The organism is Mycobacterium pseudoshottsii JCM 15466, from assembly GCF_003584745.1.
Lineage (GTDB): Bacteria > Actinomycetota > Actinomycetes > Mycobacteriales > Mycobacteriaceae > Mycobacterium > Mycobacterium marinum.
In genome coordinates this window covers 1,268,249-1,279,757 of sequence record NZ_AP018410.1, presented here as the reverse complement: position 1 = coordinate 1,279,757, position 11,509 = coordinate 1,268,249, and the positions used below count along the sequence as shown (strand labels likewise).

General features: G+C 65.8%; 10 protein-coding genes and 1 pseudogene. 4 read left to right on the top strand and 7 right to left on the bottom strand.

The genetic code is table 11. The features are described 5' to 3' along the window. The first annotated feature begins 417 nt into the window (after window positions 1-417). Window positions 418-2,398 (top strand): annotated as a pseudogene (locus tag MPSD_RS05770) (PPE family protein). A 134-nt stretch (window positions 2,399-2,532) separates the two neighbouring features. Next, complete coding sequence (locus tag MPSD_RS05765) at window positions 2,533-3,168, top strand: TetR/AcrR family transcriptional regulator (protein ID WP_020788569.1); 636 nt, start codon at window positions 2,533-2,535, stop codon at window positions 3,166-3,168. On the opposite strand, the gene mftG is transcribed toward MPSD_RS05765, so the two are convergent. From mftG to mftA, 7 genes are all read right to left on the bottom strand, one after another. Beyond that, window positions 3,158-4,594, bottom strand: coding sequence for a mycofactocin dehydrogenase MftG (gene mftG, locus MPSD_RS05760; RefSeq protein ID WP_086085431.1), 1,437 nt, complete (start codon window positions 4,592-4,594; stop codon window positions 3,158-3,160). The two genes, MPSD_RS05765 and mftG, sit on opposite strands and share 11 nt — an antisense overlap. Window positions 4,595-4,602: 8 nt before the next feature. After that, window positions 4,603-6,015: a mycofactocin biosynthesis glycosyltransferase MftF gene (gene mftF, locus MPSD_RS05755; protein ID WP_020788571.1), complete on the bottom strand. Its 1,413-nt coding sequence runs from the start codon at window positions 6,013-6,015 to the stop codon at window positions 4,603-4,605. Next, window positions 6,012-6,764: a mycofactocin biosynthesis peptidyl-dipeptidase MftE gene (gene mftE, locus MPSD_RS05750; RefSeq protein WP_015354674.1), complete on the bottom strand. Its 753-nt coding sequence runs from the start codon at window positions 6,762-6,764 to the stop codon at window positions 6,012-6,014. The genes mftF and mftE overlap by 4 nt, the downstream gene beginning before the upstream one ends. Window positions 6,765-6,918: 154 nt before the next feature. Then, entirely contained in the window at window positions 6,919-8,091 is a 1,173-nt protein-coding gene (gene mftD, locus MPSD_RS05745) for a pre-mycofactocin synthase MftD (protein ID WP_012392929.1), read from the bottom strand. 2 nt (window positions 8,092-8,093) lie between these two features. Next, on the bottom strand, window positions 8,094-9,269 hold the full coding sequence (gene mftC, locus MPSD_RS05740) for a mycofactocin radical SAM maturase (protein WP_020788572.1): 1,176 nt from the start codon (window positions 9,267-9,269) through the stop codon (window positions 8,094-8,096). Then, a complete protein-coding gene (gene mftB, locus MPSD_RS05735) occupies window positions 9,266-9,595 on the bottom strand; it encodes a mycofactocin biosynthesis chaperone MftB (protein ID WP_011739042.1) in 330 nt (109 codons plus the stop codon). Before mftB ends, mftC begins: the two co-directional genes overlap by 4 nt. Continuing rightward, entirely contained in the window at window positions 9,580-9,672 is a 93-nt protein-coding gene (gene mftA / locus MPSD_RS05730) for a mycofactocin precursor MftA (RefSeq protein ID WP_071498352.1), read from the bottom strand. Before mftA ends, mftB begins: the two co-directional genes overlap by 16 nt. A 145-nt stretch (window positions 9,673-9,817) precedes the next feature. Between mftA and mftR the strand changes: the two genes are divergently transcribed. Together mftR and MPSD_RS05720 are read left to right on the top strand one after the other, a co-directional pair. Continuing rightward, window positions 9,818-10,411 (top strand): mycofactocin system transcriptional regulator, encoded by a 594-nt coding sequence (gene mftR / locus MPSD_RS05725; protein WP_020788574.1) that lies wholly within the window; start codon window positions 9,818-9,820, stop codon window positions 10,409-10,411. Beyond that, the gene (locus MPSD_RS05720; RefSeq protein ID WP_015354670.1) at window positions 10,411-11,472 is read left to right on the top strand and encodes a DUF2332 domain-containing protein; all 1,062 of its coding nucleotides are present in this window, start codon (window positions 10,411-10,413) and stop codon (window positions 11,470-11,472) included. Before mftR ends, MPSD_RS05720 begins: the two co-directional genes overlap by 1 nt. The last annotated feature ends 37 nt before the right edge of the window (window positions 11,473-11,509 follow it).

Genomic DNA, 11,509 nt, shown 5'->3' with positions numbered 1-11,509 from the left:
CCAATTGCGGCTGGAATCTCAAATAACGACGCCTGGTCGCATTGTTTCGGAGTTAGCTTTCCGGCAGGTGTACACCAATTCGCCGTACCGACAAAAGGAGGAATAACTGATGGACGTTACGCGAAATAGGCGACTGTTCACACTCCGCGCGCTGGGCGCCGTGGTAGCCGCCACGATCGCCGCTGCGGCGTTGTCAAGTTGCAGCAGCTCAGGGGATCCAGGCATCCAGGCTCCGACGATACAGGGCGCCGCGAGTTCCGCGGACCTGATTAACGCGGGGTAGCTGCGGGCTAACTCGAGGTCGTTCGCACTCTCATCCGATGCGTTGTTTCTCAGACGCATCGGATGAGAGTTGCGTTTTGATCCGGTTGGCGGGCTATGGGGTGCTGACCGCTGGACCAAGGAAGGGCCGTGCTGATGTTGGCGAGTTTTTCGGTGTTGCCCCCGGAGATCAATTCGGCTCGGTTGTTTGGTGGCGCGGGATCGGCGCCGATGCTGGCCGCCGCGACGGCCTGGGACGGGCTGTCTGCCGAGTTATCCGGTGCGGCTGGCTCCTTCGGGTCGGTCACGTCGGGGTTAGCAGCCGGGGTGTGGCAGGGTCCGGCGTCGGCGGCCATGACGGTGGCGGCCGGCCACTATGTCGGCTGGTTACGCACCTCGGCCCTACATGCCGCGGGGGCGGCCGCCGCCGCGCGCGCAGCGGCGGCCGAATTCGAAGCCGCCCTGGCGGCCACGGTGCATCCGGTCGCGGTCGCGGCCAATCGTGCACAGCTGGCGTCGCTGGTGATGACCAACCTGTTCGGCCAGAACGCGCCGGCGATCGCGGCCGCCGAATCCTCATACGAGCAGATGTGGGCCCAGGATGTCTCGGCCATGGCCGGCTATTACGGCGGCGCCGCGGCGGTGGCCGCTCAGTTGGCACCCTGGAGCCAGCAATTGGGCACGATCGTAGGCGCTGTGGGCGGCAGTGCCGGCGCCGGGCTTTCCCGGGCCTCCGGCCTCAGCGCAACCGCCGCGAACAACAGTTCCATCGGCACGAATGTTGCTGCCGCACAAACGATTGCGGAAGTGATGGGCGGCAGTGGCATTCCGATGCCCTCGCGACGCTACGTGCAACTCGCCAACTCCCTCTATATCGGCCGCAGTGTCGGGGGCGCGGTCGCGCAGGCGTTGTTCACCCCCGAAGGCCTCTACCCGGTGACCGGGGTCAAGAACCTGACGTTTGACACCTCGGTGGCCCGGGGGGGTGGTCATCCTGGAGAGCGCGATCCGCGAGCAGATCACCGCCGGCAACAACGTCACCGTGTTCGGCTACTCCCAGAGCGCTACCATCTCGTCGCTGACGATGACCAAGCTCGCCGCATCGATCAACCCGCCCACGCCAGATCAACTCTCGTTCACGCTGGTGGGTGACCCCAACAATCCCAATGGCGGAGTGGCCACCCGGTTCCCGGGACTGTCGCTGCCGAGTCTGGGGATCACCGCCAGCGGCGCCACACCGGACAATCTCTACCCGACCAGGATTTACACCCTCGAGTACGACGGCGTCGCCGACTTCCCGCGCTACCCGCTCAACCTGGTATCCACCCTCAACGCGCTAGCGGGTGCCTACTACGTGCACACCGACTACTTATTCCTAACTCCCGCCCAGATCGATGCGGCCGTGCACCTGACCAACACGGTGGGCCCGACCATGACCGACTACTACGTGATCCGCACCGAAGACCTCCCGCTGCTCGAACCACTACGAGCACTGCCCGTACTCGGAGACCCGCTCGCCGACCTGGTCCAGCCCAACCTCAAGGTCATCGTCAATCTGGGCTACGGCGACCCCGCCTACGGATACTCGACCTCACCGCCCAACGTCGCTACCCCCTTCGGGCTCTGGCCCGAGGTGAGCCCGCTGACCATCGCCGACGCACTCGCCGCCGGCACCCAGAAAGGAATTCACGACTTCGGCTACCACATCAGCCATCTGGATCTACCGCAGATCACCAACGGGTCCAGTTCACCGGTGGGCAATCCGCAGGCCGCTCCCACCACCGGACCCGCCGCGCCGATGGTCTCGATCAACACCATCATCGACGACCTACAGGCGGCCAATAGCCAGGTTGCCAACACCATCACCGAGGTGGGTGCCGCCAGCTACGCAGCCCTGCTGCCCACTGCCGACATCGCCAATGCCGCCATCACCAGCGTGCCGTCCTATAACATCAACCTCTTCCTCGACGGCATCCAACAAGTCGCCAACGGCGATCCGATGGGTTTCGTCAACGCCGTCGGATACCCCCTGGCGGCGGACGTAGCCCTGATTACCGTGGCCGGCCTCCTGCAAGCCTTCGTCCTGGTAAACGCGGGCCAGGCAATCGCACATGCGATCACCACGCCCATCGGCTGATCAGTTACGGACGCAGATCGGGGACCACGCCGCCCACCCAGCGCCCGGAGTCCGCCACCCGCACGAACCCAGCAGATTGAGACAAAATTGCATTCGCTGAGACAATTTTGTCTCAGATGATGCACTATCGTCTCATGGCACTGGATCACGAACGCCTTCTTCGAGCCGCCGCAGAGTTCCTCGGCCGGAGGCCTAGCGCAACCCAAGACGAGATCGCCGCGGCAATCGGCGTCAGCCGTGCGACATTGCATCGCTACTTCGCCGGCCGCGCCGCGCTGATCGATGCGCTAGAGCAGCTCGCGTTCGGCCAGATGCGCGAAGCGCTGAAAAGCGCTCGCTGGCAAGAGGGATCGGCTACCGAGGCGCTGCGGAGGCTGGTGGCGGCATGCGAATCGGTATCCGAGTACCTGACGTTGCTCTACGCCTACAGTCAGGATTCCGACACCAATGAGCTCAAGCAGGGCTGGCTGGAAATCGACAGCGAGATCAAGGAGCTGTTCCTCCGCGGTCAGCGCCAGGGCGAGTTCCGGCCCGACCTGGCGGCCGGGTGGCTGACCGAAGCGTTCTACAGCCTGGTCTCCGGCGCGGGCTGGTCGATAAACACCGGACGGGCGGCCCCGCGCGACTTTGCGCCCATGATTACCGAACTCCTGCTGCACGGCGTGAGCCACTCCGGTCAGCCGAGCACCAACAATCACCACGCCCCGGAGCGCCGCCGGCTCGGTAGCGAGCCGATGCGGCCGATGATCAACTCGCGGGCTACCCGATGAATTCCGCCGCCCGGTGACCCAGCATCACGATTGTTGCGTGCGGACCACGGCTGGGAATCAGCGGCAGGATGGATCCGTCAACCACCCAAAGGTTTTCGATACCACGCACCCGGCACTCGGGATCGACGACGGCCGTCGGGTCGGCATCGACACCCATCGGTGCGCTACCGCACAGATGCTGCGATGTCGACCATCCCGGCTCCCCCGCCACTGCCGACCCCGCTAACTCGCGCGCCAACTCGGTCCCCCGCTGCAGAGCCGCGACATCGGCCGGCTCACTGTCGTAGTGGTGTCCGATCCGGGGAGGCACTGAAGGGTCGGGCGATGCCAAGGTGACCCGGGCGCGAGACCGCGGTCGCATCAGCGCCACTCCGAGGTGCGGCCAGTCCCGATGCCCCTTAGCAGCTGCGCCCGCCATTGCTTCGAATCCTGTTGTGTATGGCCTAATTTCGATGCCGTCAGCGGTATTGAGTACCGCCTCCAACACCGGCCGTCCGGCGGCGACGGTCCATGTGGTCGGCAACGCCCATTCAGGATGGTCGCCGCAATTCATCCCGACGGGCAACGCCTGCACCACCGGGACCCCGGCGGCCCGCAGCATCGCATGGTCGCCGATACCCGAGAGCATCAGCAGGTGTGCGGATCCAATTGCTCCGGCACAAAGCACAATTCGATCCGCCCACAGAGTCATCGGCCCCCTCGGACCGACGGCATCGACGCCCACCGCGGTCGCGGCGGAAAAGCGCACTTGCTGGGCCCGGGTTTCTTCCAGCAGGGTCAGGTTGGGGCGGCCCAGCGCCGGCAGCAGATATGCGGCCCCCGACCCGGTCCGTACCCCGTCAACGATGTTCAGCGGGACCGCGCCCACGCCCGCGGCGATATCCGGACCAACATCGTTGAGATCGGCGATCCAGCCGAACCCGGCACGCTGAGCGGCCGTGACGAATCGCTGCGTGACTCCGGTCTGATCGCGGGTCCGGCGCACCGGAATGGGACCCGTGCGGCCATGCACGGGCGTGTCGAAGTCCAGGTCGGTCTCGATCGCCCGGAAGTGTGGGAGCACCTGCGACCATGACCAGCCCGGTATCGCGGCACCATCGAAATCCCGCGCCAGCCCGCGGCAGAAGTACCCGCCGTTGACCGCCCCAGAGCCGCCAAGTGTCGCCCCGCGCAGGATCGGAGTTCGACGAACTGGATGATCCGTGAGCTGGCTCTGATAGCGCTGAACCAACGGACTGTCAGCACTGATCGGTAGCTGCAGCCCGTTGGCAGTTTGAGCCAGCAACCGTGGATCAGCAAGGCCGGGCCCCGCCTCGACCAACGTCACCGCGCAACTCGGATCGGCGGAAAGACGCGCGGCCAGGACCGATCCGGCGCTTCCGGCGCCGACGATCAGGACATCACTGTGGCGCAGCGCCGCGGTCAAGGCCGCCGTTACCGTCGGATCTGCGGCTTGAGCGCGCCCGCGTTGCGTTCACGCATCACCCCGTACCACAGGCCGAGCCCGTAGGCGAGGTCGTCAATGCGCTTGAGCAGTAGGTAGGTCAGCAACCCAATCGGTTCGGAGTCGCCGTCGGGGTCCTCTCTGCGGCGCAGCCAGTCGACCACACCGTCGATGACCGCAGCCACCAGCACGACCCGCCTACAGTGCCGGGACACAATGACTGCGATCAATGTCACCGGCCAGTAATGCCGGCAAATGGCCGACGCCAACTGCAGTGCGGCCGACCATAATCCGCGCGCCGCGACCACCACCACATCCCACGATGAGGTTTGGGCACTACGCAGTGCCGTGGCAATTCGCCGGCCCGTCAACACCGCGATGATCAGCGAGGCCAGCTGCGTTGCTCGGGTACCCAGCGACATCAGCACCCAGGCAGTCAGGGCCCAGCCGGAAATCACCAACGGCGCGGTCTTGTCCGGGTGGCGCACCGACAGCGGCGCCGCCGACCCCCCGTAGAACGCCTTGCGCGCGATCCAGGCACGCAATTGGGTCCGATGCTCATGACCAACCAGTGCAATCGGCTCGTAGCGCAGCCGGGCACCGGACTCGATAAGGCGCCAGCACAGATCGACGTCCTCACCGGAGTGCATGGTTTCGTCGAACCCGCCGACCTGACGGATGGCGGAGCAACGGCAGATGATCGCGGCGCTGGGAACGTAGGACACCGGGCTGTGCGGCAATATCGGCGCTTCCCGCTGACCAAGGTCCAGCGATGAACGCACGGCCTCATAGCGGGCCACCAGATTCTCACTCGGCGCCAGGCCCACAATGCGAGGCGCGACCAACGCCACGGTGGGATCGCAGAAGTGCCCGAGCAGGGCCTCGAGCCAGCCGCGGCGTGGCGCCACGTCGGAATCCAGAAATGCCACGAACTCGGTCGTGCAGGCTGCCAACCCGGTGTTGCGAGCGGCGGCCGGCCCCTTGCTGCGCCGGTGGTGCAGCACTTCGATATCGCAGTGCGCCCCCGCGAAGTCCTCCAGCTCGACCGGGCTCGACGACCCGTCATCCACCACGATCACGCGCAGGCCACGCAGTGAGGCAACCAGCCGGCGCACGCCGGATGCATTGTCTCGCACCGGTATCACGACAGTGACATCGCGATGCGATGGCCCGCTCGCCGGCCGGGGATGCGCTACCGTCGCGTCCAACAGCGTGCGGGCCAGCTCAGCGCTGATGTCGTCGCGAACCTTCAGACGGCCGTCACAGAGCATGTCCTGGGCGGCAGGCGCCAGACGTAGCAATCGGGTCGGCGACCCACCGAGCAGGGCCGACCCGCCGCCGAGCACCCGCACGCGACGGTCAACCTGAACCGCGAACCCGTCAGGTAGTCGGGGTTGCGTCATGTCAGCATCCCGTCGGGCCCGGGGGTCCACCGGGCAATTCGAGACACGCAATCATCGACCATCTCTGCGAAGATTCGCCTTCCCTCTACTGCGGTCGCCGTGGTCGGATCGCCCAGCACACCTATCGGGCTGACCGCCGCGACGCCACCGCGGCGCAACGACGGCAGCAATTCGGCCAGCGGCGCCGCGTTCCCCGCACTCAGCCGGTCGGTCAGCACCACCTCCGGTGAAATATGCAGCAACACTGATGTTTCAGTATGGCCGGCATGAGCGTCACCGCCCGCCGAGCCACAGGCAGACCATCCGGCGTCGCGACCTTCGGCGCGCAGCTGCCGAACCGCACCACGCAAGGCCTCGACATTGCCACCGTGCCCGTTGACGAAAACCAGCCGATCAGCCCAGCAGGCGGCCGACCTCCCGTACTCGAGCAGCAGCACCCTCAGAGCCTCGGCGCCGATCGAGATCGTTCCGGCAAAACTCTGATGCTCACCGCTGGCACCGTATGCGATCGGGGGCGCCAACAGCCAACCGGGTTGACACTGAGTCAGGCGGCCGTGCATGCGCGTGGCAACCGCCCGGCCGACCGCGGTCGCGATCCGGGTGTCGGTATCCAACGGCAGGTGCGGTCCGTGCTGTTCAGTTGACCCCAGCGGGATCAATATTGACGGCGAGGTGCTTGGTAGCTGGCTCGACGTCGAAGTCCCCAATTCGCCGAGTACGGGCACTCGCCGATGGTAGGACGAATTCACCTGGCGTGCACCGATTGTTACCTTTTCTACGGATTTTTTTCTTCGGGTCGACGCCTGACCGGCCCGAACTCAACTCGCCGGACCGGCGGCGGCGCCCGACCTCACAGATTCTTGATACGGCCGCTCAACTTTGTGGTAAGGCAGGCCCGGATTCCTACCCGCCCAGGCGCCGGACGAAATCGGCGGGGATCAGAATGTCGTCTGACCGCAGGTCATGGATCGAACTATGGCCCAGACCCATCAGCGCCGAGTCGATGCCGCCGCGCAGAATGTCAAGGACGTTCTCGACGCCGGCCTGACCGTTGGCGGCCAGTCCCCACAGGTAGGCGCGGCCAACCAGCACCGCCCGGGCACCCAGCGCAACCGCCTTGACCACGTCGCTCCCCCGCCGGATGCCGCCATCCAGCAGCACCTCGACCTGGTCGCCGACCGCTGCCGCCACGGCGGGCAGGGCCCGAATCGACGCCGGCGTCCCATCGAGGTTGTTTCCACCGTGGTTGGACACCGAAATCGCCGAAACTCCAGCGTCAACAGCCCGTTTGGCGTCGTCGACCCGCATGACCCCCTTGAGCATGAAAGGTCCACCCCATAGCTCACGCAACCAGGCAATGTCATCCCAGGTCGGTGGCGGGGTGCCCATCCATTCTCCGTACGCGGCGAAAAACGCGGGACCGGGTTCGCCGCGCCGCCCCTGATTTGGCACCCGCAGATCCGGTGGCCGCAATGTTTTACCGAACTTCCACAGCCACCTGGGGCGAACAATCGCCTCCGGCGACAGGCGCAGGATGGTCCGCAGGTTCATCTGTTCGGGGATCTTGGGGCTGCCCCAGTCACGCCCGTGGGAGAACGTCCAGTCCGTGGTGACGATCAGGCCCACCGCTCCGGCCTGACGGGCCCGCTCGACACGCTCGGCAATCGCGTCGCGCCCGCCGAGCCAGTAGATCTGAAAGAAGATTTTGGGGTTGGCGGCGATGACATCTTCGATCGTCTTGCTGGCAAACGACGACAGGCCCATCGCCGTGCCACGTGCGGCCGCTGCGCGGGCAACGGCCACCTCACCGTCGGGATGCACCGCTTGAACGCCGGTGGGCGAGATGAGAACAGGCATCGAAATATCCTGTCCCATAACGGTGGTCGACATATCGCGCTTTTCAGCTGCGCCGATGACATGCGGTGCGAAGCCGAGTTCGCTAAACGCCGCCACATTGTCGGCCACCGTTATTCCCTTTTCGCTGGCCGAAATCAGGGATGAGTAAACAGATTTCGGGAGACGCCGTTTCGCCCTCTGCTGGGCGATGGCGACCGTTTCAAACCACTCATCGGCCATGACTACACGGGACTTTCGTTGCACAGGCGCGCGGGCGGGCGCGTCGTCAGCGTCAGGGGCACCGGCGCGCTCACTCGGCTGCCCCGCGAGTGATCCACCCGCGGACGCGGCGCATGGCGCTCCTGCGCCAGTGCCGGCGCACCGTACCCCTGGACGCACTCGGGGTCGGGCCCATCGAGCGGAAGACCGGTAAAGAACTTGGCTGCCATGCAACCGCCGCGGCAGCTGTCGTAGTGCTCACAACTGCCGCAGGCGCCCGCCGACTGCGGCTCCCGCAGCTGCCGGAACAACGGCGCGTTCTTCCAGACCTGGTCAAAACCGCCGTCGGTCAGGACGTTTCCAGCTAGGAAGCGGTCGTGGATGGCGAACGGGCAGGCGTATACGTCACCCACCGGATCGATCAGGCACACCACCCGCCCGGCTCCACACATGTTCAGACCGGCCAGCGCGCCCGAGGACCCCAGGGGCGCCAGGTGAAAGAACGAATCACCGGTCAGTCCCCGTTCGCCCTTGGCGACCAACCAGTCGTAGAGCGCGACCTGCTGGGCCGCGGTGGGGTGCAATTCCTCCCAGACGTCCGCACCGCGCCCCGACGGCCGTAGCCGGGTGATCCGCAGCGTGGCACCGTAGCGGTCCGCCAGCGCGGCGAAATCATCGAGTTGGCCGACGTTGTGCCGGGTCACCACCACGGAGATCTTCGCGTCGGCGAAACCCGCGGCCGCCAGGTTCTCGAGCGCGCGCACCGCCATGGCGAACGATCCGGCACCCCGGACGGCGTCATTGACTTCGGCGGTCGCGCCGTCGAGCGAGATCTGGACATCGACGTAGTCGCTGGCAGCTAGCCGCGCGGCGACCTCCGGGTTGATCCGAACCCCGTTGGTAGAGAACTTCACTCCGACGTGGTGTGCGGTGGCGTAGTCCACCAGCTCCCAAAAGTCCGGACGCACCGTGGGTTCGCCACCACCGATGTTCACGTAGAACACCTGCATGCGTTCCAACTCGTCGATGATGTCCTGGCATTGCCGGGTGGACAACTCACCCGGATCCCTCTTGCCTGAGGACGAAAGGCAATGCACGCAGGCCAGATTGCAGGCGTAGGTCAGTTCCCACGTCAGACAAATCGGCGCGTCGAGCCCATGCTCGAACTGCTCGATCAGCCGCGGTACTGCGGTCGTCATTGATCAGCCTCCTGGGGAACCAGCATGTGAGAGCCGGCCAGAACCGACAACGCGTGCAAGTAGGGAGCGTGTTCGGAGTCATCAACCCCCGCGGCGCGGCAGGCCGAGCGAACATCGGGATGGTCGGCCAGTGACCGAACGACCGCCAAGATGGTGCGATTTTTCAGAAATGACAGCTTGCGGGTGCCGAAGTGATAAAGCAGCGCTCCAAACGGCTCCGGCCGCACCGCCACTTGCGCGTGCAGCCGCCAGCCCCGATCAGGGTCGAAAGCCCCGGCCCCGGCCGCCGCCTGCGCCGGCGCGGGCACGGTCAGTAGACCCCGCACATGCCGTCGATGGACACCTCTTCGACCAGCGACTCGGTGACCAGCTCGGCAGTCTCGGCTTCAGTTTCGCGGTCCATGTGAGTTGCCTTTCGTCATGGGCGTTAACAATGAGGTGACAATGAGCGGTGGCGCTAGTCACAGTCAGCGTCAGCGTCAGCGTCAGCGTCAGCGTCAGCGATGCCAGAATATGGCATCGAGTGCCGAAATGGAAGGGTGGAACCGATGGCGCATGAGTCGCGGGCCGGTCGGCGCCCCTCGACGACCAAGCGCCACATCGCCGACGTTGCCATCGACTTGTTCGCCGCCCGCACCTTCGCCGAGGTCAGCGTCGACGACGTTGCCCAAGCCGCCGGCATCGCCCGACGCACCCTGTTCCGCTACTACGCCTCGAAGAACGCGATCCCCTGGGGCGACTTCGACACCCACCTTGCCCAGCTGCAGGATCTGCTCGAGCGCATCGACGGGCACGTTCGGTTGGGCAAAGCGCTGCGGGAGGCGCTGTTGGCGTTCAACACCTACGACGAATCCGAGACCATTCGGCATCGCCAGCGGATGCGCATCATTCTGCAAACCGCTGAGCTGCAGGCGTATTCGATGACGATGTATGCCGGCTGGCGTGCGGTGATCGCCGGTTTCGTGGCCCGACGACTCAGTGTCAAACCCACCGACCTGGTGCCCCAGACGGTTGCCTGGACGATGCTCGGCGTCGCGTTGAGCGCCTACGAACACTGGCTCAGCGACGAATCCGTCTCGTTACCGGAAGCGCTCGGGAATGCCTTCGACGTCGTTGGCGCCGGCTTGGAGAAGCCGGACTGATGCAGGAGGCAAAGAGTGGGGGTATCGAGCATCTGCTGCACACCCTGCGGTCACAGGGCCGGTTCTGCGCCCGATCCGGATCGCCGATGTATGGCGAGTTGTTTGAATTGGTCGCCGCCGATGTCGAAGCGGGCGGCGTATTCGCCCCCATCCTGGCCGGCCACGAGGACGACCCGTCCCGGTATGCCACCCCGCTGCGGCTGCTCGGCGGCCTGCACCGAATGGTGCTCGACGGCCGGGCACCCACGTTGCGCCGCTGGTATCCCAGCACTGACGGCAGCTGGGACGCCAAGAGCGCCTGGCCCGAAATCGAACTCGTCGCGGCCAACCACACCGAAGCCTTGCGCGGCGCTCTTGACCAGCCCCCACAGACCAACGAAGTCGGCCGGTCGGCGGCACTGATCGGCGGCCTGCTGCACATTCGCCACGAATTCAACTTTCCGGTAAGACTTTTCGAGATTGGGGCCAGTGCCGGACTGAACCTGCGGGCTGACCGCTACCACTACCGCTACGCCGGAATGACGTGGGGCCCGATCGACTCCCCGGTGATTATCGAAGATGCTTGGCGCGGTGAGTTGCCGCCCGCGCTGGCACTACAGATCGTCCAACGTCACGGCTACGACATCGCACCCATCGATATCTGCGGCACTGACGGCGAAATGACCGTGTTGAGCTATGTCTGGCCCGACCAGCACGCCCGGATGAAGCGGCTGCGCGGCGCGATCGCCGTCGCGCGGGACGTCCCGGCACAGCTCGAACGCAAGACCGCCGCCGACGGCGTCGCCGGGCTGACGCTGCAAGACGAAACGCTGACGGTGTTGTGGCATTCGATCACCTGGCAATACCTGGCCGCCCAGGAGCGTGCCGCGATCCGCGACCGAGTCGCGGAGCTGGGCGCACAGGCCGGCCCCCGCTCACCCTTCGCCCACCTCACCCTCGAGCCCGCACGCGACGAGGGCGGTCGGCTCAAGTTCCTGGTACGTCTGGCCAGCTGGCCGTCCGGCGAGGCCCGGGTTCTAGGCCAATGCCATCCGCACGGGCCACCGGTGAACTGGCAGTAGCTTTCTCGGCGCGCCATCGCCCAGATTTCGTTAGCGT

Coding starts and splice junctions, on each gene's coding strand:
- MPSD_RS05765 (WP_020788569.1), top strand. CDS start 2,533: ATGGCACTGGATCACGAACGCCTTCTTCGAGCCGCCGCAGAGTTCCTC.
- mftF (WP_020788571.1), bottom strand. CDS start 6,015: ATGACGCAACCCCGACTACCTGACGGGTTCGCGGTTCAGGTTGACCGT.
- mftD (WP_012392929.1), bottom strand. CDS start 8,091: ATGGCCGATGAGTGGTTTGAAACGGTCGCCATCGCCCAGCAGAGGGCG.
- mftC (WP_020788572.1), bottom strand. CDS start 9,269: ATGACGACCGCAGTACCGCGGCTGATCGAGCAGTTCGAGCATGGGCTC.
- mftA (WP_071498352.1), bottom strand. CDS start 9,672: ATGGACCGCGAAACTGAAGCCGAGACTGCCGAGCTGGTCACCGAGTCG.
- mftR (WP_020788574.1), top strand. CDS start 9,818: ATGGCGCATGAGTCGCGGGCCGGTCGGCGCCCCTCGACGACCAAGCGC.
- MPSD_RS05720 (WP_015354670.1), top strand. CDS start 10,411: ATGCAGGAGGCAAAGAGTGGGGGTATCGAGCATCTGCTGCACACCCTG.